The 22,175-nt window shown below is 34.0% G+C and carries 19 protein-coding genes; 7 read left to right on the top strand and 12 right to left on the bottom strand.

The window, feature by feature from the left end; translation table 11 throughout:
- Positions 1–81 precede the first annotated feature (81 nt).
- The 4 genes from J0383_RS13975 to J0383_RS13960 all read left to right on the top strand — a co-directional run bounded on the left by J0383_RS13975 (position 82) and on the right by J0383_RS13960 (position 6,476).
- Positions 82–3,333 carry a SusC/RagA family TonB-linked outer membrane protein gene (locus tag J0383_RS13975; RefSeq protein ID WP_207294649.1) on the top strand — a complete coding sequence of 1,084 codons (3,252 nt, stop codon included), beginning with the start codon at positions 82–84 and terminating at the stop codon, positions 3,331–3,333.
- Positions 3,334–3,336: 3 nt separating this feature from the next.
- Complete coding sequence (locus J0383_RS13970; RefSeq protein ID WP_207294648.1) at positions 3,337–4,803, top strand: SusD/RagB family nutrient-binding outer membrane lipoprotein; 1,467 nt, start codon at positions 3,337–3,339, stop codon at positions 4,801–4,803.
- Positions 4,804–4,889: 86 nt separating this feature from the next.
- The gene (gene rlmB / locus J0383_RS13965) at positions 4,890–5,624 is read left to right on the top strand and encodes a 23S rRNA (guanosine(2251)-2'-O)-methyltransferase RlmB (RefSeq protein WP_207294647.1); all 735 of its coding nucleotides are present in this window, start codon (positions 4,890–4,892) and stop codon (positions 5,622–5,624) included.
- A gap of 51 nt (positions 5,625–5,675) precedes the next feature.
- The gene (locus J0383_RS13960; RefSeq protein WP_207294646.1) at positions 5,676–6,476 is read left to right on the top strand and encodes a DUF2490 domain-containing protein; all 801 of its coding nucleotides are present in this window, start codon (positions 5,676–5,678) and stop codon (positions 6,474–6,476) included.
- Between the two features lie 3 nt (positions 6,477–6,479).
- Here the strand turns inward: J0383_RS13960 and J0383_RS13955 are convergent, their stop codons facing one another.
- Both J0383_RS13955 and J0383_RS13950 read right to left on the bottom strand, forming a co-directional pair.
- Positions 6,480–6,980 carry a hypothetical protein gene (locus tag J0383_RS13955; protein WP_207294645.1) on the bottom strand — a complete coding sequence of 167 codons (501 nt, stop codon included), beginning with the start codon at positions 6,978–6,980 and terminating at the stop codon, positions 6,480–6,482.
- 57 nt (positions 6,981–7,037) lie between these two features.
- A complete protein-coding gene (locus J0383_RS13950; RefSeq protein ID WP_207294644.1) occupies positions 7,038–7,808 on the bottom strand; it encodes a rhomboid family intramembrane serine protease in 771 nt (256 codons plus the stop codon).
- 154 nt (positions 7,809–7,962) lie between these two features.
- Here J0383_RS13950 and J0383_RS13945 point away from each other — a divergent pair, with 154 nt between their 5' ends.
- Positions 7,963–9,243: a replication-associated recombination protein A gene (locus J0383_RS13945; protein ID WP_207294643.1), complete on the top strand. Its 1,281-nt coding sequence runs from the start codon at positions 7,963–7,965 to the stop codon at positions 9,241–9,243.
- 44 nt (positions 9,244–9,287) lie between these two features.
- On the opposite strand, the gene J0383_RS13940 is transcribed toward J0383_RS13945, so the two are convergent.
- The 3 genes from J0383_RS13940 to radC are packed head-to-tail and all read right to left on the bottom strand — an operon-like array spanning position 9,288 to position 11,425.
- A complete protein-coding gene (locus tag J0383_RS13940) occupies positions 9,288–10,046 on the bottom strand; it encodes a hypothetical protein (RefSeq protein ID WP_317196707.1) in 759 nt (252 codons plus the stop codon).
- Positions 10,046–10,732 (bottom strand): YjjG family noncanonical pyrimidine nucleotidase, encoded by a 687-nt coding sequence (locus tag J0383_RS13935; protein WP_207294642.1) that lies wholly within the window; start codon positions 10,730–10,732, stop codon positions 10,046–10,048. The genes J0383_RS13940 and J0383_RS13935 overlap by 1 nt, the downstream gene beginning before the upstream one ends.
- A 3-nt stretch (positions 10,733–10,735) precedes the next feature.
- Entirely contained in the window at positions 10,736–11,425 is a 690-nt protein-coding gene (radC, locus tag J0383_RS13930; protein WP_207294641.1) for a RadC family protein, read from the bottom strand.
- Positions 11,426–11,525: 100 nt separating this feature from the next.
- Between radC and J0383_RS13925 the strand changes: the two genes are divergently transcribed.
- Positions 11,526–12,158, top strand: coding sequence for a DUF1287 domain-containing protein (locus J0383_RS13925; protein WP_207294640.1), 633 nt, complete (start codon positions 11,526–11,528; stop codon positions 12,156–12,158).
- A gap of 100 nt (positions 12,159–12,258) precedes the next feature.
- Here the strand turns inward: J0383_RS13925 and J0383_RS13920 are convergent, their stop codons facing one another.
- The 7 genes from J0383_RS13920 to hpt form a co-directional block, all read right to left on the bottom strand.
- On the bottom strand, positions 12,259–13,614 hold the full coding sequence (locus tag J0383_RS13920; RefSeq protein ID WP_207294639.1) for a UDP-N-acetylmuramate--L-alanine ligase: 1,356 nt from the start codon (positions 13,612–13,614) through the stop codon (positions 12,259–12,261).
- 62 nt (positions 13,615–13,676) lie between these two features.
- Positions 13,677–14,363: a tetratricopeptide repeat protein gene (locus J0383_RS13915; RefSeq protein WP_207294638.1), complete on the bottom strand. Its 687-nt coding sequence runs from the start codon at positions 14,361–14,363 to the stop codon at positions 13,677–13,679.
- A gap of 82 nt (positions 14,364–14,445) precedes the next feature.
- Positions 14,446–16,590 (bottom strand): S46 family peptidase, encoded by a 2,145-nt coding sequence (locus J0383_RS13910; RefSeq protein WP_207294637.1) that lies wholly within the window; start codon positions 16,588–16,590, stop codon positions 14,446–14,448.
- A gap of 189 nt (positions 16,591–16,779) precedes the next feature.
- A complete protein-coding gene (obgE, locus tag J0383_RS13905) occupies positions 16,780–17,781 on the bottom strand; it encodes a GTPase ObgE (protein ID WP_207294636.1) in 1,002 nt (333 codons plus the stop codon).
- A gap of 140 nt (positions 17,782–17,921) precedes the next feature.
- Complete coding sequence (locus J0383_RS13900; protein ID WP_239023073.1) at positions 17,922–19,145, bottom strand: hemolysin family protein; 1,224 nt, start codon at positions 19,143–19,145, stop codon at positions 17,922–17,924.
- Positions 19,146–19,397: 252 nt separating this feature from the next.
- Positions 19,398–19,970, bottom strand: coding sequence for an adenylate kinase (locus J0383_RS13895; protein WP_207294634.1), 573 nt, complete (start codon positions 19,968–19,970; stop codon positions 19,398–19,400).
- Positions 19,971–20,044: 74 nt separating this feature from the next.
- Positions 20,045–20,575 (bottom strand): hypoxanthine phosphoribosyltransferase, encoded by a 531-nt coding sequence (gene hpt / locus J0383_RS13890; protein WP_207294633.1) that lies wholly within the window; start codon positions 20,573–20,575, stop codon positions 20,045–20,047.
- Positions 20,576–20,761: 186 nt separating this feature from the next.
- On the opposite strand from hpt, the gene J0383_RS13885 reads away from it, so the two are divergent.
- Positions 20,762–22,033, top strand: coding sequence for a PQQ-dependent sugar dehydrogenase (locus tag J0383_RS13885; RefSeq protein WP_207294632.1), 1,272 nt, complete (start codon positions 20,762–20,764; stop codon positions 22,031–22,033).
- The last annotated feature ends 142 nt before the right edge of the window (positions 22,034–22,175 follow it).

Genomic DNA, 22,175 nt, shown 5'->3' with positions numbered 1-22,175 from the left:
TTACCAAAAAAAGATTTTTATTTATTAGGAAAGTTAACAAATTATTAAGAGTTTTGCGATACTAATTCAAAATATTTAAAAATGAAACTAAAGTTCAATGGATTCTTAGTGCTTTTATTAGTACTAGTTGCGCAACTTTCTTTTGCGCAAGAAAGAGCTGTTTCGGGAACAGTTTCTGACAATGCAGGAATGCCTCTACCAGGTGTTAGTGTATTAGTTAAAGGAACCAAAGCTGGAACGCAAACCGATTTTGATGGTAAATACACTATCAAAGCATCATCAAGCCAAGTATTGGTATTTAGCTACATTGGGATGAAATCTCAAGAAATAGCTGCAACTTCATCAACAGTTAACGTAAAATTAGCTGGAGATGCACAAGAACTTGAAAGTGTTGTTGTAACAACAGCTTTAGGTATTAAAAGAGAGAAAAAATCTCTTGGTTATGCTACACAAGAGGTTAAAGGAGGAGATTTAAGAAATGGTACTTCTAGTGGTAACTTCTTAAATGAGCTTTCTGGTAAAGTTGCCGGTGTTAACATCACTAGAAACTCTAACTTTGGAGGTTCTACAAGTGCAATTTCACGAGGAGTTAAAGCTATTGGTCAAACAAACGAAATGTTAATTGTTATTGACGGTATGCCAATCAACAACGGAAATAACACTAACGATGGAACAACAGCTCAATCATCTGGTGGTCGTGGATTTGACTATGGTAACAACGGTATGGATATTAACCCAGAAGATATCGAAAGTGTGAACGTATTAAAAGGTGCAGCTGCATCTGCTTTATACGGATACTTAGCTGGTAACGGGGTATTAATGATCACAACCAAAAAAGGTAAAGCTAAAAAAGGATTAGGAATTACTGTTTCTTCTGAGGTTGTAACAGGTGCTCCAGATAAAAATACTTTCGTAAAATACCAAAAACAATATGGTGCTGGTTACGGATCTTCTTTCTCATCACAAGATATTGATGGTGATGGTGTAAATGACAGAGTAGTTTTCTTTGGAGATGATGCTTCTGTAGGTAACGCTTTTGACCCTTCATTAAATGTTTACCAGTGGGATGCATTCTCTGCATATCCAGGAAACAATAATTATGGACAAAAAACTCCATGGAAAGCAGCTGCTAATGATCCTTTTAAATTCTTCCAAAATTCACTTTCTTTAGTGAATACAATCTCATTTGAAGATGGAAATGAAAAAACAAACGTTGTTTTCAACTATACTAACACTAAACAAACAGGTGTATTACCAAATAGTGAATTAAGAAAAAACAACTTCAGTTTAAAATTAAACCACCAATTTACAGACAGATTGTCTTTAAGCACATTTGCTAATTTCTCTGCTCAAGAAACTATAGGTAGAAACATGACTGGATATAGCGACAACATGATTTCTGGTTTCCGTCAGTGGTGGCAAACAAACGTTGATATCAAAGAATTAGAAAGAGCATACAACAATTCAGGTGGACAAAACATCACTTGGAACAGAAAATCTGTTGATGATGCAACTCCAGCATACTGGAACAACCCTTATTTTGAGCGTTATAAAAACTACCAAAATGATAGCAGAAACCGTTTCATAGGTTATGCTAACTTCACATACAAAATTGCTGACTGGGTTTCTGCAACTGCTAAAATCTCTACAGATACGTATTCTGAAATCCGTGAAGAAAGAGTTGCTCAAGGTTCTGTTTCTAAAACTTTCGGTATTAATGCTCTTGATGAAACTTCAGGATACCAACGTTATAATGGTAACTTCTCTGAGCAGAACTACGATTTACTATTGACTTTCAACAAAAAATTTGGTGAAGATTTTAGTTTAAATGGAGTAGCTGGGGGAACAATTAGAAATACGTATTTCAACCAAATTACAGCTTCAACTCAAGGAGGTTTAATTATTCCTGGAATCTACAGTTTATCTAACTCTAAAGCTGCTAGCCCATATCCTTACGAAAGAGAAACTAATGCTTCTGTAAATAGTTATTACGTTTCTGCTTCTTTAGGTTATTTGGATACATACTTCATCGATGCAACTGCTCGTAGAGATGCTTTCTCAAACTTACCTGCTGATGATAACCACATTCCAAGTTATTCAGTTTCTGGTAGCTGGGTTTTCTCTAAAAACATTGATGCAAGCTGGTTAACTTTTGGTAAATTAAGAGGAGGTTACTCTGAAAGCCCACTTGGAACACCGCCATTAGCTTTAGTTGATACATATACAAAATATGATCCGTTCAACAACAACCAGATGTACTCTGTTAACTCTATCAAAAACAATCCTGATTTAAAGCCTATCAAAACAAATACTACAGAGGTTGGTCTTGAGATGCAGTTCTTAAATAGAAGAATTGGATTTGACGTGAGTTTGTACAAAAACATAAATGATGGAGAAGCTGTAAGAGTTCCTTATTCAACTGCTACAGGTTATACATCTAAATATGTAAACGCTGCAACAATTGAAAACAAAGGTATCGAGGTTCAATTCAATGTTACTCCAATCAAAACAAGCAACTTTGCTTGGGACATCAATGTTAACTGGTCTAAAAATGACAACGAAGTTACTGCTTTAGCTGATGGTGTAACTAACTTACAAGTTGCTTCTTTCCCTGGTACAGTATCATTAAATGCTGTTGTTGGACAACCATTCGGAGTATTAAAAGGAACAGATTATACTTATACTGCTGATGGACAAAAAATTGTTAACCCAACAACAGGTAGATATGTAATCAACACTTCTACTAACAACATTATTGGTAACATCAATCCTGATTGGATTGGAGGTATTAGAAACAAATTCTCTTACAAAAGTTTATCTTTCAGTTTCTTAATTGACATGAAAAAAGGTGGAGATATCTTTTCTACTGACCAATGGTATGGTGTTGGAACTGGTTTAACTGATGAAACAGCTGGAAACAATGATCTTGGAAACCCAAAAAGAAATACTATTGCTAACGGTGGTGGTGTAATCAACCCTGGTGTTTATGCAGATGGAACTCCAAATACTACAAGAACAGCTTACTCTACTGGTGGTGCTATTACAAACGCTTATAGTAATGGTCCAAGAAGCCAGTACGTTTACGATGCAAGTTTTGTTAAGTTAAGAGAGGTAAATATTACTTATACATTACCATCTTCATTAGTTCAAAAAATCAAATTAGTAGACGCAAAAATCTCTCTTATTGGTTCTAACTTATGGATAATCCATAAAAATCTTCCAGATGCAGACCCAGAAAGTGGATTAGGATCTAACATAGGATCTCAAGGTCTTTCTATCGGTTCTCTACCAACAACTAGAAATATCGGTTGTAACTTAACAATAAAATTCTAAGCTATGAAAAATAGACTAATAATATTACTATCGTTCATAACCTTATTTTCATCATGCTCTGATGATTTTGGGAACATGAACCAAGACACAAAAAACCCTACTACCACTGCTCCAGAATATTTATTCACAAATGCTGAAAAATTCATGATGGATCAGGTGACAAGTACATCTGTAAACTTTAACGTATTCAGATTATTTGCTCAACAATGGGCTGAAGTACAATACCCACAAGAAACTCAATATGACTTAACTGGACGTACTATTCCAGATCGTCATTGGGCAACTTACTATCGTGATGTATTAAAAGATTTTAAAGAAGCTAAATCTCTTTTGAATCAACAAAAAGCAAACTATACTGGAGCTCCTGAAGGATTAGTGGTAATTGATAACAAAATCGCAATTATTGATATTTTATCTTCTTACTGCTACGGAATCTTAGTTGATACTTTTGGAGATGTACCTTACACTGAAGCATTAGATATTGACGGTCATCCGCAACCAAAATACGATGATGCTGAAACTATCTACAGAGATTTGCTTACTGTATTAACTGCTGCATCTCACAAATTAGATCAATCTGCCGAAAGCTATGGTGATGCAGACCTTATTTACGGTGGAGACACTGCTAAATGGGCTAAATTTGCTAACTCTTTACGTTTCAGAATGGCTATCACAATGGACGATGTTGATCATGCTTATGCTAGCACACAAGCATTAGCTGCACAAGCTGATGGTTTAATCCTTAACAGTGCTGATGGAGCTTACATGCCATACGCTACAAATACTACAAATAACAACCCGTTATACCTTGACTTAGTAGCTAGTGGACGTGATGACTTTATTCCAGCTAACACTTTTGTAAACAAATTGAATGCTTTATCTGATCCAAGAAGAGCTAAATACTTTACAGAATATCCAGCAGGTTCAGGACAATACAAAGGTGGTGTATATGGAACTGTTAACGTTTATGGAGACTTCTCTCACATCACTGAAACAATTAAAGATCCTGTTTATCCAGGTGTAATCTTTACTTACTCTGAAGTTGAATTCTTATTAGCTGAAGCTGTAGAAAGAGGTATTCCTGTAGGTGGTACTGCTGCAACTCACTACACTGCCGCTGTAACTGCATCTTTACAAGATTGGGGAGTAGCTGCTGCTGATATTGCAACTTACTTAGCAAGAACTGATGTTGCTTACGCTACAGCAACTGGAACATGGAAACAAAAAATTGGAGAACAAGCTTGGATCGCTTATTATAACAGAGGTTTCGAAGCTTGGACATCTTACAGAAGATTAGATTTCCCTGCTTTAGTAGCTCCTCCAGTAACTTTCGGTGATATCACTGAAGTTCCAAAACGTTACTCTTACCCAGGTATCGAGCAAACATTAAATGCTGCTAACTTACAAGCTGCAGTTGCTAAACTTGGTAACAACAATGTAACAACAAAACTTTTCTGGGATAAACACTAATATTTATACCAAAATTTAAATAATAAACCACTCCGTTCATTCGGGGTGGTTTTTTTTTATATAAACATTATACCTATATTTGTTCCATGGAAAAAGAACATCAAATATTTGGCATTAGAGCCATTATAGAAGCAATACAAGCTGGTCAGGAAGTTGATAAAGTATTCATTCAGAAAGAGATTTCAGGAGACTTAATGAAAGACCTAATGAAAGTGATGAAACGAGCTAACATCAATTTTTCATATGTACCAGTTGAAAAACTAAACCGATTAACTCCAAATAACCATCAAGGTGCTGTTGCTACAATTTCACCAATTGGTTTTATTGATATAGAACATTTAGTAGAATCAACTATTGCTTCGGGTTCGAAACCTCTTTTTTTAATATTAGATCAGATTTCTGATGCACGAAACTTTGGCGCTATCATTAGAACTGCAGAATGCACCGGAGTGAATGGTATTATCATTCAAAAAGCAGGATCCGCACCAGTAAACGGTGACACGGTTAAAACTTCTGCAGGAGCTGTATTCAATGTGCCAATATGCAAAGTTGAACATATTAAAGATGCTATTTTTTATCTTCAGGGATCAGGTATAAAAACTGTTGCCGCTACCGAAAAAACAGATCACAATATTTACGACATATCCCTAAATGAGCCTTTGGCAATTATTATGGGGTCTGAAGACAGAGGAATCAACCCTTCAGTTCTTAAAATTGTCGATGAAAAAGCCAAATTACCAATGTTTGGATCAATAGGATCTTTAAATGTTTCTGTTGCCTGCGGAGCATTTTTATACGAAGCTGTACGCCAGAGAAAATAAAATACTGTTTTTGAGAATTTGAATTCGAATAAGTAATTAAAATACTTAATAATGCTTTCAAAATCTATTCTAAAATCGTCAGTTAATTTATTCTGCTGCTTGTTTGTATTGTTATCAATTACAAAAAGCAACGGACAAAATACTACTTACAATCAGTTTTGGAGTGAAATTCAATTCAATCAAACTATAAGCAAAAAGTGGTCTACTGAAATAGATTTCGGAGCAGCTTATTCAAGTACCGAATCATCTTCGAATTTATTTGAAAACACTATTCAGAGATCCGTAAGAGGATGGGGACATTATTATTTTTCTCCAAGATTGAAATTTTCCACTTTTCTAGCGTATTATAACAATAAAGATGTTCCCGAAATCGGCCAATTTGAATCTCCAGAATGGCGTTTTGCATTACAGGGAATTTATTATTTTCACAAAACAGGTTATACATTGAGTACTCGTGCACGTACTGAATTTCGTTACATGAAAAATCAGGATGATGATTATGAAAATGTCATTCGTTACCGCCAGCAGATAAAATATCTTCAACCCTTAAACAGTAAAGCTCTAAGAGAAGGTGTTGTTTATGCTGTTGCATCTGATGAAATTTATCTAAAATCAGGAACTAAAGTTACAGGAGAGAGTTTTTTCGACAGGAATCGATTTAATATAGGAGCCGGATATTTATTTACAGATAATATTCAAATCGAATTGACTTATGCAAATGAATATTTACCAAGAAACAGTGGAAACCAATTTACAAATGCGCTTTCTCTTAATTTGAGTTTCAATAATCTTATGCGAAATATCAAAAAGAGAATTCTAGAGAATATTCATAAAGACAGTGATGATGAATAATTTCTATTCTTCTTTTCGAATACATTTAATCTGTTCCATTATGGCAGTTTTATGGAGTTTAAAATTATAATCTCGAACGAATTCCGTGCCTTTCATATTAATTTTTGCCGTTACTGCCTCGTAGTTCGAAAATGCTTCTAAATCTTTTTGATCCATTAAATACAAAACCTCCATTATTGAATCATTATTTCGATATTGAGTATCAAAATGTGACAATGTGTAGGTATTATGATCTGCCAGAATAATTGTTAAATCGTCTTTGATTTTCTTCCCTTCCTTCCTATCAGGAAAAGGTGTAGGTTGCAGAGCAATGAAATAATGTTCTTTGTCGGTAAGAATATTAATTTTCAAAGATTTAGATTTAGTCGAATAGAAAACAGCTGGATCAAAAAAATATACCATCGTTCCATCAGGCTGGATTTTATTTTTGATTTCACATTGCCCGACAGCCTGAAAACTTGAAAAATAAAAACAAAGCAAAATTAAATAACTTATTTTTTTCATAATCTAAATTATTCAATTGGTTAGTAATCACAAATTTAGTCTTTTAATCTCATATGACTACTCCATATTTTCTTTATCTTCTGATTCTGTTTTAGTTATAACATAATTTACTGGATAGCTAGAAATAAAATATCCATCTTCAGGTATAAGTTCTTCTTCATGAACAGTATTAACAAAATTTCCGTTTTCATCAAAGTGCTTCATAAAAGGGTCATTTTGCGGATCAAAATCAGGCTTCTGCCAATCGTAAACAATCGGTTTAGAATATTCGGGAGTCTTGTAGTAAAGTGTCAATAGAAATCCACCAATTAAACCTCCTAGATGGCCTTCCCAGGAAATCGACTGATCGACATCTGGAAAAACATACCAAATCATACCGCCGTAAACCAAAATTACAGTTAGTGATAAAGCAACCAATCGATAGTATTTAGTTTGAATTCCTTTAAAAAATATAAAACTGACCAAAACGTAAATCAAGCCACTAGCACCAATATGGAAATTGTTACGACCAATTAACCATGTAATGAATCCTGACAACAAAATTCCATAAACAATAACTCCAAAAGTTTGTTTAGGATAAAAGAAAGGCATCGCCGCTAAAAGGATTAAAAGCGGAATTGAATTATTATAAAGGTGATCTAAGTTTTCATGTATAAACGGACTAAAAATCACGCCTTGTAATCCCGAAAAATCACGCGGATAAATCCCATTTTTGTAAAAATCAAAGTCGAAACGAATCTGAATCCAATAGACTATCCAAAGCAATAAAACAAAGAGAACTGGTAATCCAACAACGGAAGTAGAAAACTTAAATTGGTTGTCATTCATTTTTTTCGGTTTTGATTTATAATACGATATCAAAAAACTTTCCAATTGCATATTACTGATATTTTGTCAGCTGCAAAAATTCAATAATTGGTTTTATAAAGTTAAAAGATTCAAAACCTCTAAAAATAAATTCTGAAAATAGTAAATTTACAAAATGGAAGCACCATTAGCAGAACGAATTCGCCCGCAAAAATTAGAAGATTATGTTAGTCAGCATCATTTGGTTGGACCTAACGGATCGTTGACACAGCAAATTGCAAAAGGAATAATCCCTTCTTTAATTTTTTGGGGACCTCCGGGAACTGGAAAAACAACTTTGGCACAAATTATTGCTCAGGAATCAAAACGTCCTTTTTATGTTTTGAGTGCGATTAATTCTGGTGTTAAAGACATTCGTGATGTTATTGACAAAGCCAAACAAAGAAGCGGAGGACTTTTTACTGCCAAAAATCCAATTTTGTTTATTGATGAGATTCACCGTTTCAGCAAATCACAACAGGATTCTCTTTTAGCTGCTGTAGAAAAAGGCTGGATTACACTTATTGGTGCCACGACCGAAAACCCAAGTTTTGAAGTTATTCCTGCTTTATTATCGCGTTGTCAGGTATATGTTTTAAATGCTTTCACAAAAGATGATTTAGAAGCGCTATTACATCGTGCGATGAAAGTAGATACCTATATGGCTTCCAAAAACATTAATTTAAAAGAAACCGAAGCTTTATTAAGACTTTCCGGCGGAGATGGCAGAAAACTGCTCAATATATTTGAACTTGTTGTTAATGCATCAGCTGGAGATGAAGTAACGATTACAAATGATCGTGTTCTAGAACTGGTACAGCAAAATACCGTTTTATACGACAAAACAGGCGAACAGCATTATGACATTGTTTCGGCATTTATAAAATCGATGCGAGGAAGCGACCCTAATGGAGCAGTATATTGGTTAGCTCGCATGATTGAAGGTGGTGAAGATGTAAAATTTATTGCCCGAAGAATGTTGATTCTGGCAAGCGAAGACATTGGAAATGCCAACCCAACAGCACTTATAATGGCCAATAATACTTTCCAGGCGGTTACTACAATTGGATATCCTGAAAGTCGTATTATTTTAAGCCAATGTGCGATTTATTTAGCTACTTCTCCAAAAAGCAACGCTTCGTATATGGCAATTGGAAATGCACAGCAATTAGTAAAACAAACTGGTGATCTCCCCGTTCCTATTCATTTAAGAAATGCTCCTACCAAACTTATGAAAGAACTTGGTTATGGAGAAGATTATAAATATTCACACGATTATGCTAATAATTTTGCTGAACAGGAATTCTTGCCAGATGCTATAAAAGAAACGGTTCTTTACAATCCTGGAAACAATTCTAGAGAGAACAGTACCCGTGAATTCTTAAAGAACCGTTGGAAAGATAAATATGGTTATTAGTTTTTGTCTTTACAAAAAGAAACCTAAGTGTTGAATTCTAAAATTTAAAACTTAACAGAAACTTTTTCAGAAACTAATTTGTCATTTTGATAGTACTCGAAATACCACTGATTGTCTTTAGCATTTAAAGAACCTTGAATTCCATCTTTAACAGCAATAAATGAATCTGCGCGAGAAGTTTTGAAAAGCTTCATAACAACCTTTGGTGTTTTATCAATTAACTGATATCCATTTTCCGTTGGTTGAGCATAAAGCAAATTCGGATCTGAAACATTAACTGCAGGTGTTGAAACTACTGCAGTTTGTACGGGTGCTGTAGTATTTACTGCTGGAAGTGTTTCTGCTGTAACGGCTCTCGAAGGTGTAACTGGAGATTTACCACTGTATTTATAATGAAGATTGGCAATCGAAACAAAAGCATTGTCTAAACTTTCTCTGTAAGCTACTTCATATTCTTTTTCCCTGCTTTTTCCTGTTTCAGAAGTGTAGATTACTTTTCCATAACAATCTTTAAATTCAACAAAAAGTTTAGTTACCAAAAAAGCATTATCCTTTTTCACATCAATATACAAAAGATCACAACGATCTGCATAACCAGCAGGAAGTTCTTCATTTGTATAATATGCCGTAAAACCAGCTTTTAATAAATTAGATTTCGTTAAAGTCGCCAGACGGTATTGATTTTCTGTTTTTATAAAATCATACTTTAAAGGTATAATCACCGCTTTATAATCATTTACAGACTGTGCAAAACCAACAGCTGAACAAATTAATGCAGTTAATAAAAATTTTATCTTCATCATTATAAATAATTTTTTAGTTCTAATAAATGGTTTATTTGTTTGAAATTCTGAGTTATTTCAATTTTTTTATCGTTAAAAAAGATAGCATCTAAACCGGCATTCAAAGCTCCATTGACATCTGCATCAAGATCGTCTCCAATCATAATGCTGTTTTCTTTGGAAGTATTAGCTAGTTTAAGAGCATAATCAAAGATAATACTATTTGGTTTTTTAACACCTGCTAATTCAGAATTTGTAATAGTTGTGAAATAACCGCCTAAAGCAGCGTTTCTAATTTTCTTTTCCTGAACGTTTGCAAAACCATTAGTGATGATATGCAATTTGTATTTTGGTTTTAAATATTCCAATACTTCAATTGCACCATCAAAAAGATAATTATTGTCAGTTAAAAACTCAATATAATCATTTGCGATCTCTAGAATATTTTCATCAGAAATCACATAATTTAAAGCATTAAAAGAAAACTTTAATCGGTTATAACGAAGTTCTTCGTGTGTTATGAGATCGTTTTGGTACAATCTCCAACATTCCTGATTAATGGGTACGTATTCTTTAATAAAATCCTGTGTTTGTATTTCGGCATATTTACTTTTAAAGATCCGTTCAAATGCCATTTCTGAATTTTTGTCGAAATCCCAAAGCGTATGGTCTAAGTCAAAAAAGATATCTGTGATTTTGGTATTCATAAATTAAAAAATTCCTTCATCTACAAAACTATAATATTTTGCTCCAGATATAATCAAATGATCCAAAACTTTAACATCTAAACTCTCCCCCGCTACTTTTAATTTCTTTGTAACTTGCTTATCAGCCTCACTTGGTATTAGACTTCCAGAAGGATGATTGTGGCACAAAATCACGCCTGTAGCGAAATATTCTAAGGCAAGTTTAAAAACTAATCGTGCATCTACAACAGTTCCAGCAATTCCTCCTTTACTTAATTGCGCTTTAGAAATTACATTATTAGAATTATTAAGAAAAAGCACCCAAAATTCTTCATGAGAAAGTTCCCCAATAATAGGTTGCATAATTTCAAAAACCATTTTACTAGAAGTAATTTTTTCTGTTTCAACTGCTTTCTCAGATCGTAAACGTCTACTTAATTCGAGAGCAGCCATAATTGATATTGCTTTTGCCTCACCTATTCCTTTAAAGTTCATTAATTGGGAAATAGATAATTTTGTAAGAGAATTTAAGTTACCTGCACTTGCTAAAATTCGTTTACTTAATCCAACAGCTGTTTCATTTCGGCTTCCGGAACCAATTAAAATAGCAAGTAATTCGGCGTTGCTTAATGCTTCTTTCCCTTTCAACATTAATTTTTCACGCGGTTTGTCATCTTCTGACCAATTTTTAATAGGGAAATAAGATTCTTCCATAAATACATTTCAAAAAACGAAGATATAAAAAAGAAGAAAAATCTTTCAATTTATTTTGTCTATTTTAAAATTCGCTAACTTTAGAAACTAAATAATTAAAATGAAAAGATTTTGTTTCCTTTTATTCTTTCAAATTCTCATTTCTTGCCATCAAAGTAATAAAGATGTTGCAGTAAGTAACGATAATTTTATACCAAAAACATACTCTGAAAAATTATCTCAGGCTGCAATTTCAATCATTGATCCTTCAATTCATTATGATCCTTCTTATTTCAAAATTGAATATCCAAATGGTGATGTCCCAAAAAACAAAGGAGTTTGTACCGATGTTATCACTCGTTCATATCGAAAATTAGGTGTCGATTTACAAAAAGAAGTACATGAAGATATGCTTCAAAATTTTACAGCGTATCCAAATCTTAAAAAATGGGGAATGACTAAAACCGATACTAATATTGATCATCGCAGAGTTCCAAACCTAGAAATATTTTTTGAACGAAAGGGCATTAAACTTCCGGTCACAAAAAATCCAAATGATTATAAAACTGGTGAAATTGTAACCTGGATGATTAACGATAAACTTCCGCACATCGGAATCGTAACTCATAAAAAATCACACGATGGAAAACGAAATCTTATTGTTCACAACGTTGGAAACGGTCAGGTTTTAGAAGACTGTTTATTTGCTTATAAAATTGTAGGTCATTTTAAATATGAAGGAACTTCAAATTAGAAAATGTAGCAATGTGAGAATGTGTCAATTAGATAATTAAAAAAATGTGCCAACTGCATAGCAATTGACACATTATCTAATTTTCTAATTGGCTAATTAATTACTCAATCAAACCTTTTACTTCATCAAAATTCAAACCACCATAATTACCTGAACTCATTAATAAAAGAGCAGAATTATCAAGGTTCAAATTGAATAAATATTCTTTGAATTCAGCCGGATTGGTATAAATCACTAAATCTTCACGGTTAAAAGCTTTTGCTATTTGTTCGTAAGTTACTTCTTCAAGCTGTTTAATTTTTACGGCATCTGGCGAATAAAACACAACTGCAACATCTGCATATTCTAAAGCGCCTTCATATTCTTTTAAAAATGCAGCATTTAAACTGCTGTATGTATGCAACTCTAAACAAGCTACTAATGTTCTATCAGGATATTGTTCTTTTACTGCTTTTGTTGTTGCCGCTACTTTACTTGGCGAATGTGCAAAATCTTTGTAAGCTACTTTTCCTTTACCTTCTACAATTTTTTCCAAACGCTTAGAAGCTCCTTTAAAACTTGCGATCGCTTCGTAGAAATCGGCTTCGTCTACACCCATATTTTGACAGATCCATTTCGCTCCGGCAAGATTGTTTAAATTATGAGCTCCAAAAACTTCAATCGGCATATTGCCTTCTGGAGTTTTTAATAAAGTAACACCATTATTTACGGTATATTCCGGTGTATGATACGGAAGTTTACGAATTGGATTTGTTGCAGCTTCAGAAACACGTTTTACTTCAGGATCATTTTCGTTGTATACCAAAATGCCTCCGTTTGTAATCTTTTCTATAAAAATTTCAAACTGCTCTACATAATTCTCATACGTTGGAAAAACATTAATATGATCCCAAGCAATTCCAGAAATCAAAGCAATGTTTGGCTGGTATAAATGAAACTTAGGGCGACGGTCAATTGGTGATGATAAATATTCATCGCCTTCCAAAACTATAAAATCATTTTCTTCTGTAAGATGCACCATAGTATCAAAACCTTCCAACTGTGCTCCTACCATGTAGTCAACCGCAATATTATGATAGTTCATTACATGCAGAATCATAGACGTAATGGTTGTTTTACCATGTGAACCGCCAATTACCACACGAGTTTTATTTTTAGACTGTTCGTATAAAAATTCAGGATATGAATAAATCTTCAATCCCAATTCCTGCGCTTTTAATAATTCAGGATTATCTGCTTTTGCATGCATTCCTAAAATAACTGCATTGATATCGGCAGTTATTTTTTCTGGAAACCAACCCATTTCTGCTGGAAGAATTCCTTTTTTCTCCAATCTTGATTTTGACGGCTCAAAAATAGCATCGTCACTTCCTGTAACCAGATATCCTTTATTATGTAATGCCAATGCTAAATTGTGCATTGCGCTTCCGCCAATAGCGATGAAATGTGTTTTCATTTAAACTCTAATTTTTAAATTCCAAATTCCAATTTCTTCGAATTTGCCTTTGAGATTGTATTTTATTCTTCGAATTTTTCTTTTAAATCTTTAGCCTTTTTTGGGTCTTTTAATTTATTCAAATATAGATTATATAATTTTTGAAATGTCACTTTTGAATTGCCAATTTCATGGGCTTTCTTATAATTTTTCTCAGCCAGATTGTATCTCTTAAAATAATCTTCAATTCTTCCTCTTGATAAATAGCCGTCTACAGGAGAAAACTGTGCCAGTTCATTAGAATAAGCAATTGCTTTCGATTCGCTTCCACCTAAAATTCCCGGCAGCTGCAAATATATTTCAATTAAAGCCCATCTTGCCTGCACATGTTTTGGATTTAATTCTATGGCCTTTTCAAAAGCTTCTTTCATATCTCCCACCATTGTAAACGCTTTTATTCGGTTTATTTCTGTCGCTCGCATGGCCAGACATCCGCCATATTTAAAAAAATAATCTGCATTATTGGGTCTAAGTTCTTTTAGTTTTTTAAAATATGCAGCTCCTTTTACCCATGATTTTTGATGTCCCGCTATTTCACCCAAATACTCTAATGTTTTTACATCGGAAGAATTGTTTTTTAAAATCCCTTCAAAAATTGGCTGTGCTTCACTATACTTTTTAGAATGAAATAATTTCTCTGCCCTCTCAAAATTAGATTGCGTCCATCCAAAAACCGGCAAAATAAAAAGAAACAGTAAAAGATTTTTCATGTCTCAAAAATAACGAAATATAGAATAAAAAACCCGACAAGCTTTAGAAACCGTCGGGTTGTATTTTAAAATGAAGATTGGATTACTTTACAATCGTCAATTCATCGATAATGTTTTTAGCACCGGCGTATTTGTCGATAATCCAAAGCACATAACGAATATCTACGTTGATCGTTCTTTGTAAATTTGAATCAAAGATAACATCACCTGCCATTGCTTCGATATTTCCATCAAAAGCGATTCCGATTAATTCTCCTTTTCCGTTAAGAACTGGTGAACCAGAATTTCCTCCAGTAATATCATTATCTGTTAAAAAGTTTACCGGCATGTAACCAGCTTTGTCAGCATATTGTCCGAAATCTTTTTTCTTGTTCAACTCTAATAAACGAGCTGGTAAGTCAAATTCCTGATCTCCTGCTTTGTATTTTTTAACCATACTTTCCATTGTAGTATAGTTGTTGATTTTAGCATCATTACGAGGATCTGCAGGTAAAGCACGAACTTTTCCGTATGTTAATCTCAATGTAGAGTTAGCATCTGGATATTTAATGGCGTTTAATTTTGATTCTCTTAAACCTTCCACTAATTCGCGGTAAGCCGTTGCAAATCCATCATCAGCTTTAGCTTGATCATCTGTTTTTGAACGATATTTGGTTAAAAGATCATTAGAAATGATATACAACGGATCATGTGCAATTGCCAATGGTTTTGGATCAGCCATAAATGCCTTTATTTTCTCTTTTGAAGTAAAATAACTTTGTTGTGTCGCTGTATTCACATCAGCAGTAAAATCACCATTATTTGTTGTTTTCATTTTGGCGATTTGCGGAGCTAAACCATATTCTGCCGCTTTTGCTGCATATAAATTTAGCTGGGCGATTAACACCTCTTTTTCTAACGGCTCGTAGAAATCTCCGTAGATGTTATCAATCATAGTATTGATTTTCGGAAGCATTTCTGCTCTCTTAGCTTCGTTTTCGTTAAAGTAAGCAATTAATGCATTTCCTAAATTTGCAGGACCTGTTGCATAACTTGAAGTACGTAAAACCTGCATTAAATAATTATCGTGACGCGCTTTTAGATTCGTCTCTCTGTAATAATCATTAATCGTTGGAATTACATTTTCGTATTTTTCTTTATTTGCAGGTTTAGTTGCCCACTCATAGAATTTATCTTCTTGTTCCGTTTTTGTGTCTACCGTTCCTGCTTTTGTTAAAGCATCGATCATACCTTGACGATTTTTCCAGTAGTTTGCTGTTGAAGCATATTTAGAAGCATACTGTAAACGAACAGTTGCATCTTTGTCCATATACTTTTTCATGACATCCATTGAAGTTTTTGCACCTTCAACCCACGCAGGATAAGCATATTTAATGTTTTGCTCAATTCCTCCAGCAGGCATCCAACGATTTGTTCTTCCCGGATATCCTAAGATCATAGCAAAATCATTTTCTTTTACCCCTTTTAAACTTACTGGTAAATAATGTTTTGGTTGTAATGGCACATTGTCTTTAGAATATGCAGCAGGATTTCCATCTTTATCTGCATATACTCTAAACATAGAGAAATCTCCTGTTTGGCGAGGCCATTCCCAGTTATCAGTATCTCCACCAAATTTACCCACACTTTCCGGCGGAGTTCCCACTAAACGAACGTCTGTGTAATCTTGGTAAACGAAATAGTAATACTCATTTCCTTGAAAGAAAGGACGAACGGAAACGGTGTATTTTCCGTTTTCGCTGTTTTCTTTTTCAATTAAAGCAATTTCCTGCTGAATGATTTTATTTCTTTCGGTTTCTGTCATAGTATCATTTACTTTAGACAAGATTCTTTTAGAAACATCATCCATACGTACAAAGAAACGAACATACAAAGATTTTGGCTTCAATTCTTCCGAACGATTTTTTGCCCAGAAACCATTTTTCAAATGATTTTGTTCTGCAGTTGAAAGTTCTGCAATCGCGCTGTAACCACAGTGGTGATTCGTAAGAACCAAACCACTATTTGATACGATTTCTGCTGTACAACCTCCGTTAAACTGTACAATCGCATCTTTTAAACTGTGGTGGTTAATACTGTAGATTTCTTCGGCTGTTAATTGCAAGCCCATTTTTTCCATATCTCTATGGTTCAGTCTTTCGATAAACATCAAAAACCACATTCCTTCATCAGCTCTTACAGGAAAAGCCATAAGGCACATGGTAAAGAATAAAATTATTTTTTTCATGTTATTTTGTTTAAGTAATGCGAATATAATTCATTTTCATAATTATCTAATCCAAAACGATTCTAAAATTGCTTATCACAATAAGTTTTTAGCCTTTTATTACGAATTTAACATTTCTAAAAACAAAAAAGGTGCTCAATTTTATGAACACCTTTTTTACTATATTATCTTTAACTGAATATTATCTCCTTATTCATTAAGCATTTTCCAAAGCCTGTCTTTTAAATCGGTTAAACCTTGCTGGGCAACAGAAGAAATAAACATATAAGGAACATCTTTAAAAGAAACATCTAATTCTGCTTTCAGCTCCGCCTTCAATTCGTCATCAAGCATATCACATTTTGAAATCACAACAAGACGTTCTTTGTCTAGCATTTCTGGATTGTATTTGGTCAATTCGTTTACCAAAATATCATATTCTGCTTTAATATCTGCTGTATCAACAGGAATTAAAAACAATAAAGTAGAGTTTCGTTCGATATGACGAAGAAAATAATGTCCTAAACCTTTTCCTTCTGCAGCACCTTCAATAATTCCCGGAATGTCGGCAATGACAAAAGATTGAAAATCTCTATAGGCTACAATTCCTAAATTGGGTTTTAAAGTGGTAAATGGATAATCTGCAATTTTTGGTTTTGCCGAAGTCAGCACAGACAATAAAGTAGATTTTCCCGCATTAGGAAAACCAACCAATCCAACATCAGCCAGAACTTTAAGTTCCAGAATAACATCCATTTCAACTCCTGGCAAACCTGGCTGTGCATAACGAGGTGTTTGATTAGTTGAACTTCTAAAATGCCAGTTTCCTAATCCTCCCTTTCCTCCTTTGGCTAGAATCTTTTTCTCGCCATGTTCTGTAACTTCAAAAAGTGTTTCTCCAGTTTCTTTGTCTTTTACAACAGTTCCCAGCGGCACTTCAATAAATTTATCTTCTCCATCAGCTCCGGTACTTCTGTCAGAACCTCCATCACCTCCATATCCTGCTTTAATGTGGCGTGCAAATTTTAAATGAAATAATGTCCAAAGCCCTTTATTCCCCACTAAATACACATGTCCACCGCGACCACCATCACCTCCGTCAGGGCCACCTTTTTCAATAAATTTCTCTCTATGTAAATGCGTAGATCCTTTTCCTCCTTTTCCGGAAGAAACATATATCTTAACGTAATCTACAAAATTTCCTTCTGTCATTTTTCTAAATTTCAGACTTTAGACTTTAGATTTTAGATTTCTCTATCTTCTATTTCTAAATTCTATTTTTATTTATTTTTCAGTCACAGTCGCAGTTTTCAGTATCAAATGTGACTGAAAACCATACTGAAAACTTCACTTTACTCTTTAAGGGCTTTCACTAATACTTTATCAATTTTAACTCCATCCATATCGACTACTTCCAGAACGAATTTCTGCCAAACTAATTTTTCACCTTCTTTTGGAATATGCGAAAGCTCAGTCATAATCATACCGCTTACCGTGTTTACTTCGTAATCGTTTGTTAGCTCGTCCAGTTCAAAATAGGTTAAGAAATCGTGCAATGAATAATGCCCGTCGACCAACCATGAACCGTCTTCTCTTTCAACAAGTTGAAATTCATCTTTATAAAACTCAGAAGCATCACCTACCAAAGCTTCCAAAATATCATTCAAAGTAATCATTCCTTGAAAAACACCATATTCATCAGAAACTAACGCATAGTGAACGCCTGTTTTTTTGAAATTTTCCAACGCTTTATAAGCTGTTGTCTGCTCCATTAAATAAGGTGCATCTGAAACTATAGCCGACAAATCAAATTGTTCGTTTTCTATGTTGGCAAAGATATTTTTAAGAGTTACAACCCCCACAATATCATCGTAATTTTCATTATAAACCGGATAAACGGCGTGCAGATCCTGAACAACTAATTCTTTGATTTTTGCTTTATCTTCTTTTAACGGAAGCATGTCAACCGATTTACGGTGTGTCATTAACGAACTTACTTTTCTATCTCCAATATGAAAAACACGCTCTACAATATCTTGTTCAATTTCCTGTACCTCTCCTACTTCAGTTCCTTCCTTAATAATCGCTTTAATTTCTTCCTCAGTAACCTTTCCGTCAGCGGTTGGTTTTATCTGCAGAATATTCAGTAAAAATTCTGTTGAAGAAGTTAACAACCAAATAAATGGTGCTGTAATAATCGAAATTATTCTCATTGGCATTGCCACCATTTTTGCAATCGATTCAGGATAATTTAATCCGATACGTTTTGGAAGTAATTCTCCTAAAACCAAAGAGAAAAAAGTAAGAACCACAACCACTATTCCAACTGCAATAGAGTGTGCATAAGGTTTTAAAGCAGCAAAACCTGCCACAAAAAGTTCTACGTCGGCTGTAATTTTATCACCAGAATAAATACCCGTTAAAATTCCAATTAAGGTAATTCCAATTTGTACAGTCGATAAAAATTTATTTGGCGAGTTTGCCAGATCAAGTGCTGTTTTGGCACTTTTATTTCCTTTTTTAGCGGCAGTTTCCAGTCTATTTTTCCTGGCCGAAATAAGGGCAATTTCGGACATAGAGAAAACTCCATTTAATAGTATTAGAAAAAATATTATTAGTATTTCCAATGTTTAGTAGATTCGTTATTAGTTTGGTTCTTTTTTAGTATGGTATTCTTCTTTTTTGCATCATTCTCACCATGGTCAGGAGAGCGAAAAAGCCCGGAGCTAAAAAACTATTTTTTTATTCCAAAAATTCAGAATAGAAAAATAGACTTTAGCATTCCAGACTTTAAAAACGTCAGCTGTCCCGAAAATCTCGGAAAGCTTCTACAAATTATCTATAACTGACGTTAATCGTTTTGTAATTTCTTCGATAGTTCCAATACCGTTTACAGCGTGAAACTTACCTTGTTCTTTATAATATCCAATTAATGGAGCTGTTTTTTCGTTGTATTCCTGATATCTCACACGAATTTTTTCTTCATCCTGATCATCAGCTCTTCCGCTTGTTTTTCCTCTTTCCAGCAAACGCGCTACCAAAATCTCGTCATCAGCTTCTAAAGCGATTGTAGCAGTTACGCTAGAGCCAATTGTTGGTAAAAATTTATCTAAAGCCTCTGCCTGATTAATTGTTCTTGGGTAACCATCGAACAAAAATCCTGCTGTATCTGGGTGTTTTTTAACTTCGTCAATTAACATTGCAGTTGTAACTTCGCAAGGAACCAATTCTCCATTGTCCATATAAACTCTTGCTTGTTTTCCTAGTTCAGTATCATTTTTTAAATTGAAACGAAAAATATCTCCAGTAGAAAGGTGTGTTAAATTGTATTTTTCTTTTAAAAATTCTGCCTGAGTTCCTTTTCCTGCACCAGGCTTTCCAAATAAAACGATATTAATCATAATGAATTTGAGTGTTGTTACTTCTTATTTTTCAAGAAGTTTTAAATGAATATATAGTTGTGTTTTGTTTTTACTTATTCTGCTAATTTGTAAACTTCTGTTAAGTTTCGTCCTAAACCATCATAGTCAAGCCCGTAACCCACAATAAATTTATTTGGAATTCTAATTCCAACATAGTCAATCTTCATATCTTTTTTATACGCTTCTGGTTTAAAGAACAATGTTGCCACTTTAAAATGTTTTACATTTTGCGCTTTAAACAAATGCTTCAATTCTTCGATTGTATTTCCAGTATCGACGATATCTTCAATGATAACAACGCTTCTTCCTGACAAATCCTGATTGATTCCAATTAATTCTTTAACCGAATTTGTACTTTCAGTTCCTTCGTAAGAAGCCATTTTTATGAATGAAACCTCGCAAGGTTTTTTATACTTTTTTAAAAAATCCGAAACTACCATAAAAGCTCCGTTCAAAACCCCAATAAAAATTGGCGTATCATCTCCAAAATCATCTTCTACCTGTGCCACTAATTTGGTTAAAGCAAAATCAATTTCTTTAGCCGAAATAAACGGAACAAATTGTTTATCGTGAAGTTGTATCATTATTTTTAATTTTAAAATAATGGACAAAGATACAGAATTAGAACTTAACAGTTTATATCAAAATAGACTGTCCTAACATATTTTTTACGAATGTTAAATATCAGTTAATATTTACAAAACAATTCTGGACACTATTTTAAAATTCAGTAAATTGTTGTGATATAAATATTTAACTCCAAGACACTGATGAGAAAATCCTTAACCTTATTTTCAATACCACTATTAGCCCTGATGACTGCCTGTAATGGACAGGTAAAAAAAGAAGAAAAAGAAGCGCTTGCCAAACAACCTGGCAATGTTGTAAAAACTGCTATTGGAGATATTACACTCCCTCCTCCATACGCTACAGAATCTAAAACAAACAACAGCAAAGTTATTGGCTGGCCAAAAGACAAAACGCCTATAGCACCACAAGGTTTTACAGTGACAAAATTTGCCGATGGTTTCGAAAATCCGCGCTGGACTTATATTGCGCCTAATCAAGATATTTTTGTAGTAGAAAGCGGTACGCGTGCCAGCAAAAATCAAATTACCGTTTTACGTGATAAAGACAAAGACGGAAAATTTGAAACGCGCGAAGTTTTTATTAAAGACCTCAACAAGCCTTTTGGCATGCTGGTTTTAAAAGACTTTTTCTATATCGCCAATACAGATGGATTATACCGCTATCCTTATAAAAACAATCCGCTGAAATTAGAAACAAAAGGCGAAAAAATATTGGAACTTCCTGCCGGAGGTTACAATAACCACTGGACACGAAATTTATTAGCAAGTCCTGACGGAAGCAAAATCTATGTTTCTGTAGGTTCTGGAAGTAATAATGCCGAACATGGAATTGACAAAGAAGTGCGCCGCGCGGCCATTCTTGAAATTAATCCTGACGGAACTGGAGAAAAAACCTATGCTTCAGGACTTAGAAATCCTGTTGGGATGGATTGGAATCCTGTAAATAAAGAATTGTGGACTGCGGTTAATGAACGCGATGAATTGGGCGACGATCTAGTTCCTGATTATATTACAAGCGTAAAAAGAGAAGGGTTCTATGGATGGCCGTATGCTTATTTTGGAAGCATACCTGATCCTAGAATGAAAGGCCAAAGAAAAGATTTAGTTGAAAAAACAATTGTTCCAGATGTGCCTGTGGGTTCTCACACCGCTTCTTTAGGATTGGCTTTTTATACTAAAGATGCTTTTCCTGCCAAATATAAAAACGGTGTTTTTGTAGGACAACATGGTTCTTGGAATCGTTCTAAAATTTCAGGTTATAAAGTATTATTCGTTCCTTTTAAAGATGGCAAACCTTCAGGAAAACCAGAAGACTTTTTAACTGGTTTTATTTCTGATGAAAATAAAGCTGAAGTTTACGGACGTCCGGTTGCCGTAACCGTTATGAATGACGGATCACTTTTAGTAAACGATGACAGCGGAAATACCATTTGGAAAGTTTCGGCTAAATAAAAATTTCAATTTATAAAAACTCAAATTCCAATCTAAATGCTGATTGGAATGAACTAAAAAGAAAATTTTAAACACATAGAGACATAGATTTTTGCTTAAAAAGAAGTTGTTACATAAACTGTTTTTACACATAATCAATATG

The organism is Flavobacterium endoglycinae (assembly GCF_017352115.1).
GTDB classification, from domain to species: Bacteria; Bacteroidota; Bacteroidia; order Flavobacteriales; family Flavobacteriaceae; genus Flavobacterium; species Flavobacterium endoglycinae.
This window is presented reverse-complemented; position numbering and strand designations above follow the sequence as displayed.

Excerpts from the sequence above, each read along its gene's own strand:
- J0383_RS13975 (WP_207294649.1), top strand. The coding sequence starts at position 82 with ATGAAACTAAAGTTCAATGGATTCTTAGTGCTTTTATTAGTACTAGTT.
- J0383_RS13970 (WP_207294648.1), top strand. The coding sequence starts at position 3,337 with ATGAAAAATAGACTAATAATATTACTATCGTTCATAACCTTATTTTCA.
- rlmB (WP_207294647.1), top strand. The coding sequence starts at position 4,890 with ATGGAAAAAGAACATCAAATATTTGGCATTAGAGCCATTATAGAAGCA.
- J0383_RS13960 (WP_207294646.1), top strand. The coding sequence starts at position 5,676 with ATGCTTTCAAAATCTATTCTAAAATCGTCAGTTAATTTATTCTGCTGC.
- J0383_RS13955 (WP_207294645.1), bottom strand. The coding sequence starts at position 6,980 with ATGAAAAAAATAAGTTATTTAATTTTGCTTTGTTTTTATTTTTCAAGT.
- J0383_RS13950 (WP_207294644.1), bottom strand. The coding sequence starts at position 7,808 with ATGAATGACAACCAATTTAAGTTTTCTACTTCCGTTGTTGGATTACCA.
- J0383_RS13945 (WP_207294643.1), top strand. The coding sequence starts at position 7,963 with ATGGAAGCACCATTAGCAGAACGAATTCGCCCGCAAAAATTAGAAGAT.
- J0383_RS13940 (WP_317196707.1), bottom strand. The coding sequence starts at position 10,046 with ATGATGAAGATAAAATTTTTATTAACTGCATTAATTTGTTCAGCTGTT.
- J0383_RS13935 (WP_207294642.1), bottom strand. The coding sequence starts at position 10,732 with ATGAATACCAAAATCACAGATATCTTTTTTGACTTAGACCATACGCTT.
- radC (WP_207294641.1), bottom strand. The coding sequence starts at position 11,425 with ATGGAAGAATCTTATTTCCCTATTAAAAATTGGTCAGAAGATGACAAA.
- J0383_RS13925 (WP_207294640.1), top strand. The coding sequence starts at position 11,526 with ATGAAAAGATTTTGTTTCCTTTTATTCTTTCAAATTCTCATTTCTTGC.
- J0383_RS13920 (WP_207294639.1), bottom strand. The coding sequence starts at position 13,614 with ATGAAAACACATTTCATCGCTATTGGCGGAAGCGCAATGCACAATTTA.
- J0383_RS13915 (WP_207294638.1), bottom strand. The coding sequence starts at position 14,363 with ATGAAAAATCTTTTACTGTTTCTTTTTATTTTGCCGGTTTTTGGATGG.
- J0383_RS13910 (WP_207294637.1), bottom strand. The coding sequence starts at position 16,590 with ATGAAAAAAATAATTTTATTCTTTACCATGTGCCTTATGGCTTTTCCT.
- obgE (WP_207294636.1), bottom strand. The coding sequence starts at position 17,781 with ATGACAGAAGGAAATTTTGTAGATTACGTTAAGATATATGTTTCTTCC.
- J0383_RS13900 (WP_239023073.1), bottom strand. The coding sequence starts at position 19,145 with ATGTCCGAAATTGCCCTTATTTCGGCCAGGAAAAATAGACTGGAAACT.
- J0383_RS13895 (WP_207294634.1), bottom strand. The coding sequence starts at position 19,970 with ATGATTAATATCGTTTTATTTGGAAAGCCTGGTGCAGGAAAAGGAACT.
- hpt (WP_207294633.1), bottom strand. The coding sequence starts at position 20,575 with ATGATACAACTTCACGATAAACAATTTGTTCCGTTTATTTCGGCTAAA.
- J0383_RS13885 (WP_207294632.1), top strand. The coding sequence starts at position 20,762 with ATGAGAAAATCCTTAACCTTATTTTCAATACCACTATTAGCCCTGATG.